The 16,815-nt window shown below is 72.0% G+C and carries 16 protein-coding genes; 3 read left to right on the top strand and 13 right to left on the bottom strand.

Annotated features, from left to right (window positions below; genetic code table 11):
- Window positions 1-2: 2 nt before the first annotated feature.
- From IDM46_RS00755 to IDM46_RS00710, 10 genes are all read right to left on the bottom strand, one after another.
- Complete coding sequence (locus IDM46_RS00755; RefSeq protein WP_185114538.1) at window positions 3-2,075, bottom strand: tetratricopeptide repeat protein; 2,073 nt, start codon at window positions 2,073-2,075, stop codon at window positions 3-5.
- 56 nt (window positions 2,076-2,131) lie between these two features.
- Complete coding sequence (locus IDM46_RS00750) at window positions 2,132-3,124, bottom strand: alpha/beta fold hydrolase (RefSeq protein WP_223877987.1); 993 nt, start codon at window positions 3,122-3,124, stop codon at window positions 2,132-2,134.
- The gene (locus tag IDM46_RS00745; RefSeq protein WP_182823477.1) at window positions 3,121-3,921 is read right to left on the bottom strand and encodes a lysophospholipid acyltransferase family protein; all 801 of its coding nucleotides are present in this window, start codon (window positions 3,919-3,921) and stop codon (window positions 3,121-3,123) included. Before IDM46_RS00745 ends, IDM46_RS00750 begins: the two co-directional genes overlap by 4 nt.
- Window positions 3,922-3,973: 52 nt before the next feature.
- Window positions 3,974-4,426 (bottom strand): hotdog fold thioesterase, encoded by a 453-nt coding sequence (locus IDM46_RS00740; RefSeq protein WP_185114537.1) that lies wholly within the window; start codon window positions 4,424-4,426, stop codon window positions 3,974-3,976.
- A complete protein-coding gene (locus IDM46_RS13545; protein ID WP_221441754.1) occupies window positions 4,423-5,034 on the bottom strand; it encodes a YkvA family protein in 612 nt (203 codons plus the stop codon). The genes IDM46_RS00740 and IDM46_RS13545 overlap by 4 nt, the downstream gene beginning before the upstream one ends.
- 68 nt (window positions 5,035-5,102) lie before the next feature.
- Complete coding sequence (locus tag IDM46_RS00730) at window positions 5,103-5,306, bottom strand: hypothetical protein (RefSeq protein ID WP_185114536.1); 204 nt, start codon at window positions 5,304-5,306, stop codon at window positions 5,103-5,105.
- A 104-nt stretch (window positions 5,307-5,410) separates the two neighbouring features.
- On the bottom strand, window positions 5,411-7,342 hold the full coding sequence (locus IDM46_RS00725) for a phospholipase D family protein (protein ID WP_185114535.1): 1,932 nt from the start codon (window positions 7,340-7,342) through the stop codon (window positions 5,411-5,413).
- Window positions 7,339-7,905, bottom strand: coding sequence for a YceI family protein (locus IDM46_RS00720; RefSeq protein WP_185114534.1), 567 nt, complete (start codon window positions 7,903-7,905; stop codon window positions 7,339-7,341). Before IDM46_RS00720 ends, IDM46_RS00725 begins: the two co-directional genes overlap by 4 nt.
- Window positions 7,902-8,378, bottom strand: coding sequence for a histidine phosphatase family protein (locus tag IDM46_RS00715; protein WP_185114533.1), 477 nt, complete (start codon window positions 8,376-8,378; stop codon window positions 7,902-7,904). The genes IDM46_RS00720 and IDM46_RS00715 overlap by 4 nt, the downstream gene beginning before the upstream one ends.
- A 39-nt stretch (window positions 8,379-8,417) precedes the next feature.
- Window positions 8,418-9,053, bottom strand: a complete 636-nt coding sequence (locus IDM46_RS00710; RefSeq protein WP_185114532.1) for a ParA family protein — start codon at window positions 9,051-9,053, stop codon at window positions 8,418-8,420.
- Window positions 9,054-9,157: 104 nt separating this feature from the next.
- On the opposite strand from IDM46_RS00710, the gene IDM46_RS00705 reads away from it, so the two are divergent.
- The 3 genes from IDM46_RS00705 to IDM46_RS00695 all read left to right on the top strand — a co-directional run bounded on the left by IDM46_RS00705 (window position 9,158) and on the right by IDM46_RS00695 (window position 13,216).
- The gene (locus IDM46_RS00705; protein ID WP_185114531.1) at window positions 9,158-10,645 is read left to right on the top strand and encodes an AAA family ATPase; all 1,488 of its coding nucleotides are present in this window, start codon (window positions 9,158-9,160) and stop codon (window positions 10,643-10,645) included.
- A gap of 74 nt (window positions 10,646-10,719) precedes the next feature.
- Window positions 10,720-12,384 carry an Mbeg1-like protein gene (locus tag IDM46_RS00700; RefSeq protein WP_185114530.1) on the top strand — a complete coding sequence of 555 codons (1,665 nt, stop codon included), beginning with the start codon at window positions 10,720-10,722 and terminating at the stop codon, window positions 12,382-12,384.
- 43 nt (window positions 12,385-12,427) lie between these two features.
- Complete coding sequence (locus IDM46_RS00695; RefSeq protein ID WP_185114529.1) at window positions 12,428-13,216, top strand: ankyrin repeat domain-containing protein; 789 nt, start codon at window positions 12,428-12,430, stop codon at window positions 13,214-13,216.
- 9 nt (window positions 13,217-13,225) lie between these two features.
- On the opposite strand, the gene IDM46_RS00690 is transcribed toward IDM46_RS00695, so the two are convergent.
- From IDM46_RS00690 to IDM46_RS00680, 3 genes are all read right to left on the bottom strand, one after another.
- Entirely contained in the window at window positions 13,226-14,251 is a 1,026-nt protein-coding gene (locus IDM46_RS00690; protein ID WP_185114528.1) for a hypothetical protein, read from the bottom strand.
- A gap of 91 nt (window positions 14,252-14,342) precedes the next feature.
- Window positions 14,343-16,067, bottom strand: coding sequence for a gamma-glutamyltransferase (ggt, locus tag IDM46_RS00685; protein ID WP_185114527.1), 1,725 nt, complete (start codon window positions 16,065-16,067; stop codon window positions 14,343-14,345).
- A 102-nt stretch (window positions 16,068-16,169) separates the two neighbouring features.
- Complete coding sequence (locus IDM46_RS00680; RefSeq protein ID WP_182823499.1) at window positions 16,170-16,811, bottom strand: tetratricopeptide repeat protein; 642 nt, start codon at window positions 16,809-16,811, stop codon at window positions 16,170-16,172.
- Between the last annotated feature and the right edge of the window lie 4 nt (window positions 16,812-16,815).

The raw sequence follows: 16,815 nt of genomic DNA, 5'->3' as shown, positions 1-16,815 counted from the left end.
TGTCAGGATTCCGGATAGCCCAGGCGGCGCGCCACCGGCTGGAGGATCGCGAATTCCCCGGCCAGCGGACCGGCGTAGCTGCGCCAGCGACCGGCCGGAAGGCGGTCGGTGCCGAACAGTCCGGGCGGAGGCGTCGGCAGGCTGATGCCCAGCGCATCACCGAGCAGTCCGGCCACGGCCCGCGGCTTGTCGGCGATGTCGTCCATGCGCACCAGCCTGTGCGGCACCAGGTCCTGTTCGTGCAGGTCGGCCACCTGGACAAGCGACGCCGCGAGCCACTCCGCGGCAAGCCGCGGGGACTCGATGCGCATCGGCGTGGCCGCGCCGAATGCGAGCCAGTCGAGCAGCATGTCGCGCGGGTCGCGCAGGGCGACGACCAGCCTGGCCTGCGGCAGCTGGTCACGCAGCAGGGCCACCAGCGCGTTGTCCCACCACAGCAGCCAGTCGACCACGTCGGCCTTGATGCCGCGTGCGGGCAACGCCATCTGCCAGCTCGATGCGACGTTGCCCGGTGACAGCTCCCGCGACGCCAGGCGGAGCGGCGTGCTGTAGTGCTGCAGCGCATCCGGCGGTGCCGAGGGACCAAAACGATCGCCACGGAACGTGGCCAGGCTGCCCGAAAGGATTGCCGCCAGGCGCTCCACGAGCGAACCGGGGGCACCGACGAGGAACGCCACCGGCGCTTCCTTGCCCGTCGGCTGCGCGCGTTCCGGCCAGTCGGTGCGCGGCGCGGTGAGCTCGGGCAGCGGCAGGCGCTCATCCATCACCACGCGATGCTGGGCGGTCCACAGCGCAACCGTCGACTCGGGCTGGTCGAGGGCGTCGAACGCCAGCGCGCGCCATTCGTGGAGCAGCTGTTGGCGCTGCGGCGCAAGCCCGCCCTGGAGGAGCATCTCCTCGATGCGGGCGATGGCGTCTTTCGGCGCGCGTCGCACCTCGCCCAGGAGCAGGCGCAGGCCGGCGTGTTCGTGGCCCGGCGCCAGCTCGGCGATCGCGCGCGCGACGTTCTCCGCCTCGTCGCTGCGGGCGTTGCTCAGGTGCAGGGTCATTTCGGCTTCAAGGGCCGCGAGCGACGCAGGCAGCGTCTCGCGCCAACGTGCGACCAGGGCGTCGCCCTCGTCGAGGTCGCTCATGAACACCATGCGCGCGTGCCACAGCGCATCGATGTCGGGCGACGTGGCCAGTGCCAAGTCGAGCGTGCGGCGCGCATCCTGCGCCAGACCCATCCGGCGCCAGGCCTCGGTCAGTGCGGACACCGTGCGCTGGTCGCCTGGATTGTCCGCAAGCGCACCCTGCAGCAGCGGCAGGGCGCGCTCGTTGCGGCCCGCGGCAAGATTGAGTTCGCCGGCAAACCGACGCAGCGCGGTGGTCGCGGTTGCCGGGTCGGCCAGCAGGGGTGCGAGCTCGTCGGCTGCGGCCGCCGCGTGGCCCTGCCGCCACAGCAGCTCGGCGATCATCGCGCGCAGCATGCCGGCGTCCGGCAGCTTTGCCAGGACGCTGCGGAACGCCTGTTCGGCGAACGCCAGGTGGCCCTTGGCCATGTACGCAAAACCGAGCGCGTAGCGCGGCTGCAAGTCGTCCGGAGCCCGCTCGGCGGCCTGTGACAGGACCGCGACGGCCTTGTCGACCGCGCCGGCGCGCAGCGCGAGCATGCCTTCCACGGTCCGGAGCAACGGATGTTCCTCGTCGATCCGCGCTGCCAGGCGCGCGAGCCGCGCGGCCTCGTCCAGATCGTTGCGGCCGATCGCGAGCTGTGCCTGGAGGATGTAGGCGCGCAGCTGGTTCGGATCGAGCTCGACGGTGGCGCGCAGCGCCTCGTGGGCGACATCCACCTGCCCGGCACCGACCAGCAGCCCGGCGCGCTGGAAATGGAGATCCGCGTCATCGGGTGCCAGCGCGATCGCACGGTCGATGCTGGCCTGCGCCGCGGCGACGTCGCCAGTGGCACCTGCCGCCAGCGCCAGCAGGCGGTGTGCCTGGGGGTCATCCGGATTGGTGGCGACGAAGTCGCGGGCGGTGGCAAGGGCGTCGCTGTTGGCGCCGCGGGTGAGTGCCTCGAGGATCTGTTGCTGCATGGGATATCCGTCTGCTGCAGGCGCAGGCGCCTGAAAGCGGGGATTGTAGCCCGCCGTCAGTCCGGGGCCGCCAGGCGCGCGGCCACCCAGCGCTCGGCGTAGCCGTCCAGCCGCGGGCCTTCCAGGAAGCCGCAGTGCCCGCCCCAGCGCGCGATCTCGAGCCGCGTGGACGGCGCAAGGCGCGCCTGCCTGAAGCCCGACACCGGGATCACCGGATCATCCGCGCTGGTCAGGATCTGCGCCGGCACCTGCAGCGCCGCGAGGCGGTCGCCGGCGATCGAATAGCCGTCGAAGTACGCGTCCAGGCTGCCGAAGTCGGTGTGCCGCAGCACCAGCCATTCGGTGAGCGCGCGCATGCGCAGGCGCAGCGTGTCGCGGTCGAAGCCCACGCGATCCGGGAACAGGTCGCGCTTGCGCGCCAGCGAGCTCCGCCAGCGGTTCTCGAAGTGGCGCATGTACAGCGGGAAGCCGCGCTCCATCGCCAGCATGGTGTCGGCCGGGTCCAGCACCGGGCAAACCGCGGCCACGCCGTCGAGCCTGAGCCCCGCCGCCGGCGCACGCAGCGCCAGGCGCAGCGCGAAGTTGCCGCCAAGCGAGAAGCCTGCCGCCACCATGCGCGGCCGCGGCAGGCGCCGCGCGACGTCGGCGGCGGCGTGCACCACTTCGTCGATGCGCGCGGAATGGAAGATGTCGGGATTGAGGTGGTGGGTACCGCCGTGGTCGCGGAAGTTGAGCCGCAGCACGTCGTAGCCGCGCGCCAGGAAGTGCGCAGCGGTCAGGCAGATGTAGCTCGATTCGGCACTGCCCTCCCAGCCGTGCAGCAGCAGCGCCATGCCGCGCGGCTCGATCCCCGGCATGTGGCTGTGCAGGCCGAGCAGGCGCACGCCGTCGCCGCCGTCGATGATCATGCTGGCGGTGTGGGCGCCGGTCGCGGCCAGCGCCGCCAGGCCGCGGCGGCGACGCATGGGGCTGGATGCCAGCACCGACTGCACGTGCGAATTGCGCAACCAGCGCGGCGGCGCATAGTCGCTGGCGAACGGGTCGCTCACGCCCCGCGCATGGCGGCGTCGATGCGGTCGCGGGCGATGCGCGCGATGCGCGCGCGGCCCTCGGCATCGCCCGGCGCGACCGGTTCCAGGAACACCACGTCGGCCACGCGCGACGGTTCGCCCATCAGGCGCAGCAGGTTCTGCAGCATGTTTTCGCGCGGCCCGAAGGCCACCACATGCTGCGCGCTGCCGCCCTCGCCATAGCGCAGCGCGACCGGCTGCACCGGCACGCCGGCTTCCACCGCCGCCAGGAAGATGCGCGCATGGAACGGGCCGACCTGGTGGCCGTCGCGGGTCCGGCCTTCGGGAAACACGCCGACCGAGTGGCCACCGCGCAGGCGCGCCAGCATCGCGTCGAGCACGCCATCCAGCGACTCCCGGCTGCCACGCTCGTGGAAGAGGGTCTCGCCCTTGCCGGCCAGCCAGCCGATCAGCGGCCAGCCGGCGATCTCGTGCTTGGCGACAAAGCCCATCATCCGCTGGCTGTGCAATGCGCTGATGTCGATCCAGCTGACATGGTTGGCGACGAACATCGTGGCACCCGGCAAGGGCGTGCCGATCCGCCGCAGGCGGAACCCGAATACCCGCATCAGGCCGGCCTGCCAGGCGCGGATCACGCGATGGCCGAGGTCTTCGCCGCCCACATCGATGCGCGCCAGCGGCAGGCACACCACCAGCATGGTCAGCGGCAGGAGGATCAGCAGGTGGCCAAGCAGCAGCGGCGCGCGCACGGCACGGCGACAGCCGCGCAGCAGCCAGCCACCGGCGGGCGCGGTGTCGACGATGGGGGAACGCATGCCCGCAAGATACCGGATGGCCGCAGGCGCGGGTAGCGGCGCCGCGGCAGCCTCAGGCCGCCGCCACCACCGCCAGGGTGAGGCGCGAGACGCAGGCCAGGCGGCCACGCGGATCCTCGATGCGGATCTCCCACACCTGGGTGCTGCGCCCGAGGTGCAGCGGGCGTGCAGTGCCGGTCACCAGCCCCGTGCGCACGCCACGCAGGTGATTGGCGTTGATCTCGATGCCGACACAGACCTCGCCCTCGCCGACGCAGAGATTGCCGGCGCTGCTGCCGAGGGTCTCGGCCAGCAGCACCGACGCGCCGCCGTGCAGCAGGCCGTAGGGTTGCAGCGTGCGCGCATCGACCGGCATCGTTGCCACCAGGTGGTCGCTGCCGATCGCGGTGAAGACGATGCCCAGCGCTTCGATCGCGGTGCCGGGGGACAGTGCATTGAGCGTGGCGAGGTCGGCCGTGCGCCGGAACACCTTGGCCGGTGTGTCGGCCGCCGGCGCCCCGCTCATCGCAGCTTGAACAGGCTGGGACGCCAGGTGCGCACGTAGCTGCTCTGGCTGCGGTAGCCGCTGCTGGCGCCATAGCCGACGCCGAAATCGCGTTCGCGGCGCGCGTGCATGCGCTCCATGAGCTCCTCGCGGCGGCTGTCGAGCCAGTCGGCGCGGCCCACGGCCGCCGGCTCGATGCCGCGCTTGTGCGCCTGGTGCTCGCGGAAGTCGCAGAAATCGTCGTACGCGTCGAGCTCGTGCTGCAGTTCGCGGACGCTGAGCTCGATCATGATCGCGTCGTCGAGGAAGCCCAGCACTTCGATATGGTCGGGGATCACGTCCTTCGGGTCGGCGAAGTACACCAGCACCGACAGCACCCGCTGGCGGTCCTCGTCGCCGAGCGCCCAGCCCTCGTCGCGCACCATGGCGATCATGTCGTCCAGCCGCAACAGGCGCTGGCGGACGAAGTCCGGTATGTGCACCCCCTGGGCCTCGCCAAGCAGCGAGGCGGCGGCCGCCACGACGGCCTCGGGGGCCATGTGCGCGGCGGCGGCGCGGGCGGCATCCATGGCCTTGGTGAAGTGGGCGAGATCGCGGTCGTTGAGCTCGATGGTCAGCGAAATGGACATGGCGGATCCCAGGCGGAGACAGGATGGTTGCAGCCTAGGGCCGCAGCCGCGCCAGCGTCAATCGCCGTTCAGGCACAGCGGAAGCGATGCGTGCCCTGGCTGGCGACATAGCGGCGCGGCGAGGCGTAGCCGCTGCTGTTGCCGTAGCCGACACCGAACTCGCGGGCGCGGTCACGCGTCGGAAGGCGGCCGCCGGCAAGGTGCGGGGCATGCTGGCTGCGGTCGACGTGATGGAACTGGGCCTGGGTCTGGGTCTGGGTCTGGACGTTCATGGTGCGCTCCGGTGTGGTTGTGATTCGGTGTGTTGGTAGACTACTACACCTCACACAGCCGGCAATAGGCCGGAAGTCACGTTCCCGGTGCTGCCGACGAACGGTCAGAGGATGGGGGCGAGCCCCGCGCCGAAGGCGGTGAAGATCCGCGTCATCAGCGTCTTCAGGCCCATCTGCACCCCCGGGAAATCCCCCACCGGGGTGTAGCAGTCACGGAACCGCGGATCGGATGGCGGCAGCGGCTCCGGGCAGGCCGGGCCGGGCTGGAACTCGTAGCTGGTGGCGTAGCGGGTCGGCCACAGGTCGAACACCGGGAGCGCTTCGGACAGCTTGCCCAGCGAATAGTCCAGGCCGGAGAACACCGGCGGCTTGTCGCGCGGCGCGATGGTCCAGGCGTTGGCCGGCAGCATGTCGCGGCGGATGCTGGCCGCCAGCGCGCGCGCGAAGGCCGGATCCTCGATCACCACCGCGCTCTCGGTGTTGTAGGTATCGCCGCGCGGGTCGAAGTTGTGCGTGCCGATCACGCCGATGCGTTCGTCGATCACCAGCGATTTCGCGTGCAGGCCGAAGCGCACGCCGCCGCGCTCCAGCGGCACCGGCTCATGCGCCGAGAAGCCCGACCAGCGCAGCGCCGAGTATTCACGCGCCAGCGGGCGGGTCGCGCGCTCGCGACCGCCGCCCTGGCTGCCGTCGACCCCGGCCGCGCGGCCGCGCTGGCCGCCGATCACCGCGTTGCCGCCCTGGTCCCACGCGATGTCGACCGTGCCGGTGGCCTCGACGTCGATCGGCGCATCCTGCGGGAACGGCTTGTACTCGTGGATCTCGAAACCGAATTCGCGCAGGAAGCGGCGCTTGTACTTGTAGGCGAGCGCGTAGGTGATGAAGGCGTCGGTCGCCGCCAGGCTGTTGGTCGACACCACCACCCGCGGCCGCGGGTCGCGCGCGTACAGCTCGCGGAACTGCGCCTGGGCGGCGGGCGACAGCACCAGGTAGGGCGTCTGCAGCAGCACCTCCGCGGTGGCCCCGTCGATCAGCTCGCGCAGGCCGCGGGTCGAGGGCGCCACGCCTTCGTAGCTGCGCCGGTGCTTCTGCGGCGGGTCGGCGATGAAGCCCACCCCGGCCACCGGCAGCGCATACGCGGCGAGCTCGTCGACCAGCGCCTGGTCATCGGCATCGCGCGAGATGCGCTGCACGCGTTCGGGCAGCTCGAATGGCGCGTGCGGCAGCCCTGGCACGCCGTCGCGCAACAGCGCGCGGCCAACATCGGCGAGCTCCGGCAGTCTGCGCGTGAGCCGCGCCACCCAGTACTGCTCGAAGTTGGCGGCCATGTCGCCAACCACCGGCCCGGCCAGGAACAGGTCGCGGTCGCGGAAGTTGTAGACCGGGTCCCAGTCGTAATAGCTGTCCTGGTAGTTGCGGCCGCCGGTGATGCCGACCACGCCGTCCACCAGCAGCAGCTTGCCGTGCATGCGCTGGTTGAGCCGCCGCCAGCAGCAGGCCGCGGCCAGCACGTATTGCGGATAGCTGATGCGCGCGCGGCCCAGCACCGGGTTGTAGAGGCGCATCTCGAAATTGGCGTGCGCGCCGGCCAGCGCGGCCAGCGTCTCCACGCGGCGCAGCGCCGACAGCTGGTCCACCAGCACCCGCACGCGCACGCCGCGGCGCGCGGCGGCCAGCATCTCGTCGAGGAACAGGTGGCCGGCGTCGTCCTCGTCGAAGATGTAGGTCTGCACGTCCAGGGTGCGCTGCGCCGAGCGGATCAGGCTCAGGCGTGCGAGCAGCGCGTCCTGGCCGTAGTCCAGGATCAGCGCATGGTGGCGCGGCGCATCCGGCGTGCTGGCGGCGACCGCCCGGGTGCCCAGCTCGCGCAGCGCGGACGCGGTGGCGCAGGCGTCGTCGGCCACGCAGTCCACGACCACCGGCTGCGCCTCGTTCGCGATCCGCGTCGCCGCCACGCGCTCGTCCTGCGACAGGGTCGCGCAGCCGCCCGCCATCAGCGCCCCCGCCAGGGCCAGCACGCGCAGCCACCGCTTCACGCGTCGCCACCCCGGATGCGGATGCGCAACTGGAACCGCACTTCCGGCGCGAGCGCGACGTTCCAGCGGTCCATTCCATAGTCGGCACGGTCGATGACCCCGGTGGCGACCACGTCGCAGTCACGCCCGGGCCGCGGGCACTCCGCCGGGAGCACGGTGAACGTTTCACGGCGCTGCACGTCACGGATCACGAGGGTGCCCACCAACGGGCCGCCGTCATGCAGCAGGGCCTCGTCATAGGGTTCGGACACGAAGGTCACGCGCGGATATTGCGCGGCATCGAAGAATCCGCTGCCGCGCGTCAGGCGCGTGTAGCGGGCATTGCCGACGATGCGCACATCGGCCGCCGACAGCCACAGCCGCACCTGGCGACGCCCGTCCGGGAGGTCCCGGAGTTCGCCGCTATATTCGGGGAAACGGCCACGCAGGGTCTGGCCCCAACGCGTGGTCAGGGTGAAGCCGATCTCCGACGCCAACCGGTCGATCCGCCCGGCATGCGAAGGCGCCGCCAGCAGGCATGCGGCGACGGTGGCGATCCAAGCGCGTGCAAGGGCACGCCTCACGGCCACCAGAAGTCGACGAGGCTGGCCACGCCGGGTTCCACCTCGGCGTCGACCGGCAGGCGCAGCACGGCGATCGCACCCGGCGGCATGCCGCGGTATTCGCCGGACTGGCCGCTGTGCAGCAGGGCCGCCAGGCGTTCCAGCCCCGGGTTGTGGCCGACCACCAGCAGGCGGCCGACATCGCGGTGGCGGTCGGCGACCGTCGCCAGGGTGCCCGCGGAGGCGTCGTAGATCGCCGGCTCCAGGCGCTGGTCGACATAGCCGACCACCCCCAGCACCGCTTCCAGCGTCTCGCGCGTACGGCGCGCGGGCGAGCACAGCACGAGGTCCGGCACCAGGCCGTGGTCGCGCAGCCAGCAACCGGCGGCTTCGGCCTCGGCGAGGCCCTCCGCCGACAGCGGACGGTCGACGTCGTTCTGGCCCGGACCCGACTGTTCGGCGTGGGCGTGGCGCAACAGCACGATTTCCCTCACGAGGCACTCCCTTGGTGGTTCACTGGCGCGGTGCCCGGTTCAGGCCTTGCGCACCCATTTCAGCAACGGATCCCAATCCTCCTGGTGGTCACGCACCTGGGCGGAGTGGTAGTCGAACAGGCTCTTGCCCAGGCCGACCAGCATCACGTAGGCCTGGCTGTCGCGCAGGCTGGCGACCACCGGATACGGCCACTGCCCGAGCAGGTCGAGCATGGCCTGCGAGGCGTTGGTCCACGGCTTCAGCTTGTTGGCCACCAGGCCCACGCGCAACTGGCCGCGGCGGATGCGCGGGTGCTGGGCCAGCGAATCCAGGAACGGCACCGTGGCGTCCAGGTCGAGCGCCGAGGGCAGCACCGGCACCACCACCGAGTCGGCGTGCTCGAGCCAGTTCTCGAGGTCGCCGGCCATGGCGCCGGCCGGGGCATCGATCACCACGCGCTGGGTGTCGGCGGGCAGGGAGTTCCAGGCCGCGCGCTGGCGGCTGGCGCCGGCGATCGGCAGCACGGCGCTGTCGAGTCCGACGCGACGCTCCGCCCAGCGCGTCGACGAGCGCTGCGGGTCGGCATCGATGATCACGGTCCGCTGCCCGGACAGGGCCGCGTGCGCGGCGAGATGGGTCGCGATCGTGGTCTTGCCCACGCCGCCTTTCGAGCTCGCCACCAGCACCGTCTTCATCCGTACCCCGGTCACCTTCCGCCAAGTCGGACGTCGAGGGTACACCGGCGGACGCGGCTTGGCGCACGCTTACAATCACGGACCCGAAGCCGATGCCCGAGCGCATGAGCGACCTGAAGGACCTGGCGGCGCTGATCCGCGCCGACACCCCGTTGATCGTGATCGAGACACCGGACGAACCGCGCGTGGTGGAGCTGTTCCGGCAGTCGCTGCTGCATGTCTGGCGCGCGCTGTACCGCTGGACGATCACCGAAGGCCTGCGCCGCCTGGACCTCGACGGCGAGGACGCGGCGCAAGACGCCCCCGACGCCACCAGCACCCTGCGCGCCATCCACGCCGCCGACCAGCGCGGCGTGTACCTGCTGCTCGATTTCCACCCCTACCTGGGCTACGCCGGCACCCAGCGCCAGGTCCGCGACATCCTGCAGCGGCGCGGCTGCCTGCCGCACGTGCTGGTGCTGGTGGGCCACAAGGTCGAGCTGCCGGCCGACCTCGAGCCGCTCGCGGTGCGCTTCACCCCGCGCCTGCCCGACGCCAACGCCCTGCTCAAGCTGGTCCGCGAGGAAGCCCTGGCCTACCAGGCCGGTCACGGCGGGCGCCGGGTCGAGGCCGATGCCGCGGTGGTCACGCAGATCGTCCGCAACCTGCGTGGCCTGAGCCTCACCGACGCGCGGCGCATCGCGCGCCAGCTGATCTTCAACGACGGCGTGATCTGCGGCGACGACCTGCCGCAGCTGGCGCGGCTGAAGTTCGAGCTGCTCAACCGCAGCGGCCACCTGCACTATGAACACGACACCGCGGGCTTTGCCGACGTCGCCGGCGCGCGCGCGCTGAAGCGGTGGGTCGGCCAGCGCCGGCAGGTGTTCGTGTCCGGCGATGCACCGCCCGGCCTGGACCCGCCAAAGGGCGTGCTGCTGCTCGGCGTGCAGGGCTGCGGCAAGTCGCTGCTGGCCAAATCCATCGCCGGCGGTCTGGGCGTGCCGCTGGTGCGGCTGGATTTCGGCACGCTGTACGACAAGTACCACGGCGAGACCGAGAAGAACCTGCGCGCCGCGCTCTCTTCCACCGAGCAGCTCGCGCCCTGCGTGCTGTGGATCGACGAGATCGAGAAGGGCCTGGCGTCTTCGGCGGCCGGTGATGACGGCGGCGTGTCGCGGCGCGTGCTGGGCTACCTGCTGACGTGGATGGCCGAGCGCCGCTCGCATGTGTTCCTGGTGGCCACCGCCAACCAGGTGCACGAGCTCCCGGCCGAGCTGCTGCGCAAGGGGCGCTTCGACGAGATCTTCTTCATCGACCTGCCCGATGCCGGGACGCGGCGCGAGCTGTTCGCCCTGCATCTCGGCAAGCGGGCGCTGGCGGTCGACGGCTTCGACCTGGCGGCGCTGGCCGAGGCCGCCGACGGGTTCTCCGGTGCGGAGATCGAGCAGGCGATCGTCTCCGGCCTGTATGCCGCGCACGCGGCCGGCACCGCCCTCAACGACTTCATGTTGCGCGCCGAGCTCAAGCGCACCCGCCCTCTGTCGGTGGTGATGCGCGAACAGGTCGACGCCCTGCGCGCCTGGGCGCTGGGCCGCACGGTGCCCGCGGACTGACGCTCTAGGGTCACCACCAGCTGGCGCCTGTGCGCCCGGTGGCTAGTCTCATGGCATCGCTCCAGGAGTCGGCCATGAGCCTCGACGTCGCCAGCCAGCAGTCCTTCCTCCAGCCCTTGCGCTTCGACGATCGGCTTGCCGCCGGCCTGTGGGCGCCGCCGCAGCTGCAGAAGGTCGCCGACAGCTATCCCAGGGGCGACGGCAGCTTCGCCGCCGACGCCAGCGGCACCACGCCGCAGCCGGAGACCGACCTGCAGCTGGCGATGATGGCCAACGACGTCTACGCGGCCGACAACCCGCAGACCGAAGCGGCGCTCGCCGAAGCCGGCTGGACGCGGCTCGAGCCGAGCGCCGACGGCACGTCGCTGGTCGACGCGCAGGGCAACGAGATCCCGATCGACCCGGCGTTGCTCAGCACCGCAGAGGGCTTCGACGCCGCGATCTACCAGAACGCGCAGGGCGAGTACGTGGTCGCCTACCGCGGCACCGATGACTGGAGCCTCGCGCCGTCCGGCGATGCCGACGACAACGGCCTGCAGGGCCTCGGCTTCGAGACCGGCCAGTACAAGGACGCCGTGGCCCTGGGCGAGGCCGCGCTGCGCGCCTTCGGCGAAGGCAACGTGGTGTTCACCGGGCACTCGCTCGGCGGCGGCCTGGCCAGTGCCGCGGCGCTGGCCACGGGCACCACCGGCGTCACCTTCAACGCGGCGGGCCTGAGCGACCAGACCCTCGAGTCGCTGGGCTTCAACCCCAACGCGGTGCGCCAGGAGGCCGCCGACAGCGGCCAGCTGCGCCGCTACATCGTCAACGGCGATCCACTGAACGGCGCGCAGCAGGACCTGCCCATCCTCCCGATCCTCGGCATGTCGCCGCCCAACGCGGTCGGCCACGAGCTGCGCATCGACCCGCCGGCCGGCATGGGCGGGCCGGGCGATCTTGTCGCGCTGCATGGCGGCGGCGGGGACAACGCGTCCTATGTCGACGCCCTGCAGCAGAACACCGCCTACGCCCCCGCCAGCCGGCCGAGCCTGTCCGAACAGGCCGGCGGACTGGTCAACAAGGGCCTGGACGGCCTCGGCGACCTCGCCAACCGCTTTTTCACCGCGACCGGCGACCCGGCGATCGGCTGGGCCGCCGACACACTGCTCGATGCCGGCGGCGACCTCCTCGACACCACCATCGGCGTGGGCGGCAACATCCTCCGCGACGGCGTGGAGCGTGTTGGCGAGTACAGCCTCAACCAGCTTGGCAGCGTGATCCGCCAGGGCGAGAACGTGGTCGGCGACCTGTGGAGCAACGGCTCCGAGATGATCGATGGCTTCACTGATGCCGGCAACGGCGCGTTCGCCGATGGCAAGCTGGTCGAAGGCAGCCTGGAAGTGGTCGGTGACGTGCTCGACTTCGCCGTCGACAGCGTCGGCGACCTGGCCGACGGTGCACTGGGCCTGGTCGGCGACACCACCCAGAACCTCGCCAACGCCGGCGGCGGCCTGCTGCGCGACATCGGCGACGCCACCGGCCTCGACGCGCCGCTCGATGCCGTGGCCGGCTTCGTCGAAGGCGCCGGCAAGGTGGTGAGCGATGTCGCCGACACGGTCGGCGGCGCGGTCGACACCGTGACCGACGTGCTTGGCGACGGCGTCGAGGTCGTGGCCGACGTGGTCGGCGACTTCGGCCAGGCCGTCACCGACGGCGCGCAGTGGGTGAGCGACAAGCTCAACCCGCTGAAGTGGTTCTGATCCGGTAGACAGGGTGCGATGCCGCCGTAGTACCGTGGTCGCCATGTCCGACACGCCCCGTACGCAATCACCGCAGGCGCCTTCCCCGTGGAAGGCGCCGCGCGGCATGCGCGTGCTGCTGGCGTTGTCGCTGATGCTCGCCTCCACCGCCGGCTGTGCCCGGCAAGGGACAGACGTGAACCCAGGCAAGTCCTTCGCCAACCCCGGCAACGCGCAGTTCGCCGACGCCGTGCTGCGCGACGACGAAGCGCTTGCGCGCCAGCTGCTGGCCGCCGGCGCCAACCCCGACGCGGTCGACGACAAGGGCCAGCCGCTGCTGCAGTGGGCGATGAAGCGCGGCGACCGCGGCGCCGTGCGCCTGCTGCTCGCGCTCGGCGCCGACCCCGCGCGCGGCGACCGGGACGGGCGCACCGCGCTGCACCTGGCGGCGATGGGCAAGACCCCGGGCTGGCTGGAAACGCTGCTGGAGCACGGCATGTCGCCTGACACGCCCAATACCGTCACCGGTGCCACGCCGCTGTTCGACGCCCTGCGGGCCGGCAGCGAGGACAACATCCGGGTGCTGCTGGGCGCCGGCGCGCGCCTGGACGTGGCCGACCGCACTGGCACCACGCCGCTGCACCAGGCGGCGCTGGTCAAGGATTCCCGCGCGGTGCTGCGCTTCCTCGAGGGCGGTGCCGATCCGCGCGCCACCGACCGCACCGGCGCGACCTTCCAGGACTACCTCTACGGCGGCGACCCGAAGCTGCTCGACGTCGCCACCCGCCGCGACCTGGAAAAGATCGACGCGTGGCTCGGCGCCAAGGGCGTCGCGGTCAAACCGCGCGGCTGACGGCGCGGCTCAGCGCCGCTGCCAGGGCGCCTGCCAGCCCGCTGGCGGTTCGGCCGGGATGCCCGCTTCGGCCAGCATGCGGCGCGCCATGGCGTCTTCCGTCGTCACCGATGCATCGGCCAGCAGTCGCGCGAACGCCGCGGCGCCACCGGGGCCGTCGGCCTGCATCGCGAGCTTGCCCATCTGTTCGAGGCGCCAGTCCACGCCACGGCGGCGCGCGTCGAGCGCGGCGATGTCCGCCGGGCTGGTCGCCTGCCCGCGGGCCAGCGACAGGCCGATGCGTTCGTCGATCACCGTCTGCGGCCGCGCCAGCAGCAGGCTCGACAGGTGCCGGCAGGCCGCCGCGCGGCCGGCCGCGCCCGGTGCGCGCATGTCACAGGCACGCAGCAGCGGCTGGTAGTCGGGCAGCAGCACGGAGAGCGACGACGACCACACCGCCGCATTGGCCTCGGCCGAGGGCTTCGCGCCTTCGCCGAACGCCGCCCATTCGGCCGCGGTCGGCGCGTGGCGGCGCAACACGCCTGCGGCCCAGCGCTGCAACGGATACAGCTCGGGCGCGTTGCGGTTGAGGCGCGGCGCGGCGTCGAGCAACGCCGCCGTATCCAGCCCCTGGTGCATCAGCGGCGCCAGGTTGCCCGGCGCCAGCGCCTGCCAGCGACGCGCGGCGGCGGTGCGCCGCGCCGGGTCATCGCCAACCACGGCCGCGGCCAGCAGCAACTGCTGGGTGAGCAGGTCGCCCGCGCCGCGCGCGCCGGCCTCCGCGCGCAGGCGGTCCGGGTCGAAGCCGGTCGCACGGCCTGGGTCGTAGGGGCGCGCCTGCGCCTCGAGCAGCGCGGCGAGCGCGAGGTCGCGCGCGCCGCCGGAACGCGCCACCGCCTTCGCCACCCGCAGCAGGTACGCCTGCCAGGCCTCGGCACCCTGCTGCGCGCGCCGCAGCTCCTGTTCGCTCGGCTCCCGCGGCGACGGTGCCTGCGCGAGTGCAGGCGTGGCGAGCGCGGGCAACAACAGGACGGGCAACAGAAGTCGGATGCGCATGCGCGGCTCCATCAGCGGGATCGATGGACCGGAGCATACCGGCGCCCGCGCAGTGCCCGCGCGAGGATTGGCGACGCGACGCAACCCGCGTTCAGTAGCCGGCGGCCTGCCCGTCCTTGCGCGATTCGCTGGCGCCGATCCAGCCGCCGTGCGGATTGACCATGATCGCCTGGTAGCCGCCGTAGGGGCCATCGGCGAAGCGTACGCTGTGGCCCTTGCGCATCAGTGCGCGCACCGTTGCATACGGGAAGCCGGTCTCGAGGTCGACCTCGCCACCGTCGCTCATCACCGTCGCCTGCCCGGTCGGCTCGGTGCTGCCATCGTGCTGGATGCGCGGCGCGTCGCCCGCCTCCTGCAGGTTCATGCCGAAGTCGATCATGTTGATCAGGATCTGCGCGTGCCCCTGCGGCTGCATCGCGCCGCCCATCACCCCGAACGACAGCCAGGGCTTGCCGTCCCTGGTCACGAACGCCGGGATGATGGTGTTGAACGGGCGCTTGCCCGGCGCGTAGGCGTTGGGATGCGCGGCGTCGCCGAGCACGAACTGCTCGCCGCGGTCCTGCAGGATGAAGCCCAGCCCCGGCGGCGCCATGCCGCTGCCCATGCCGCGGTAGTTGGACTGGATCAGCGACACCATCATGCCGTCGGCATCGGCGACGGTCAGGTAAATCGTGTCGCCCTCGTCGAGCTCGGCGGGCGTGGCCGGCTGCACCTCGCGCAGCGCGCGCTCCATCGACATCAGCTTGCCGCGCTCGCGCGCGTAGTCCTTGGAAATCAGCTTCGCCACCGGCGCCGGATGGAACGCCGGGTCGGCATACCAGCGCGCGCGGTCGGCGAAGGCGAGCTTCTTGGCTTCCACGAACAGGTGCACGTGCTCGGGGCTGCCGAACCCGTACGACTTCAGGTCATACGGCTCGAGCAGGTTGAGGATCTGCAGTGCGGCGATGCCCTGGCCGTTGGGCGGCAGTTCCCACAGGTCGTAGCCGCGGTAGTTGGTGGATACCGGCTCCACCCATGCGCCCTGGTGCGCGGCCAGGTCCTCGTAGGCGAGGAAGCCGTCGTTGGCCGCGAAGTACGCGCCGATGGTGCGCGCGATGTCGCCCTTGTAGAACGCGTCGCGGCCGCCGTCGGCGATCGCCTGCAGCGTGTCGGCGAGATTGGGGTTCTTCCAGGTCTCGCCGGTGCGCGGCGCGCGGCGGCCTTCGCCCGGCGCGCCCGCGACGGTGAACTGTTCGCTGAAGCCCGGCCACTTCGACAGGCGCGGCACCGAGCGGTCCCAGTAGTACGCGATCACCTCGTGCACCGGGTGGCCCTCGCGTGCGTAGCGGATCGCAGGCGCGAGGTTCTCGGCCATCGTGCGCCTGCCGAAGCGGCCATGCAGCGCGAACCAGCCATCGACCGTGCCCGGCACGGTCACCGGCAGTGGCCCGTGCGGCGGGATGTCCGTCAGGCCGCGGCGCTCGAACTCGGCCGCGGTCAGTGCTTGCGGCGAGCGTCCGGAGCCGTTGTAGCCGTGCAGCTTGCGCGTCCCAGGATCCCAGACGATCGCGAACAGGTCGCCGCCGATGCCGTTGCCGGTGGGCTCCATGAGCCCCAGCGCGGCGTTGGCGGCGATCGCGGCGTCCACCGCGGAACCGCCGGCCTTCATCACGTCGAGCGCGACCTGCGTGGCCAGCGGGTGCGAGGTGGCGGCCATCGCGTGCGGCGCGTACACCTCGCTGCGCGTGGCGAAGGCCTGGCCGGTGACGCGGTCGGCGGCGGTCGCCGGCGACGCCAGGCAGGCGAGGAGAACGGAGACAAGCGACAGGCGGACCATGCGCGACACCGGAGCGGAGACAAACGCCACCTTACGACGCGCGGCGTGCGGTTCGCAGCCCCGGCGCGTCGGAACAGCCGCAGCGCTGCACCGGGGCGCGGCTCAGGGCCAGGCGGGCGGCGCCGCGCGCCAGGCCGCGGCGACCTCGGCCAGCAGCGCGCGCTCTTCGTCACGCCAGTCCGGAAGCAGCCGCGCCAGGTCGGGCGCCTGCCACAGCGCGGGCTCGGTACGCACCGCGGCGGCGTACCAGCGCACCGCCTCCTCGCGGCGGTCCAGCGACCACAGCGCCATCGCGACGGTCGGTGGCAGCCAGGACGGTCCCTTCATGCGCTCCATGCCAGCCAGGCGCCACTGCTCCAGCGCCGCGGCGGCATTGCCGGTGCGGTACAGGTCCCAGCCGTGGTTCCAGTGCACGGCCGGCCGGATGCGGATGCCGACCGGCGACGCCAGCGCCTCGGCGTAAAGCGCGGCACCGGTCTCGACGCGGCCGGCGGCATACGACAGGTGGGCGAGCTGCGCGGTGGCGAGATCGACGTCGACGTCGCGACGGCTGCGGCTGCGCGCGTCGAGCAGCTTCTGCACCGTGGCGTCGTCGTCACCGGGTACCAGCACCAGCGGGCGCGTCGCCTGCGGGTCTTCCTCGAAATAGAATTCCTTCGGCTTGGGCAGCGCCTGCGCGGAAATGGCGAAGGGCAGCAGCGCGAGCAGGAGGGCGACCGAACGGTGCCCGATGGTGCGTTTCATGACC

The organism is Luteimonas sp. MC1825, from assembly GCF_014764385.1.
Taxonomy (GTDB): Bacteria; Pseudomonadota; Gammaproteobacteria; order Xanthomonadales; family Xanthomonadaceae; genus Luteimonas.
The sequence above is the reverse complement of the archived record's forward strand: the minus strand, read 5'-3'. Positions and strand labels throughout refer to the sequence as shown.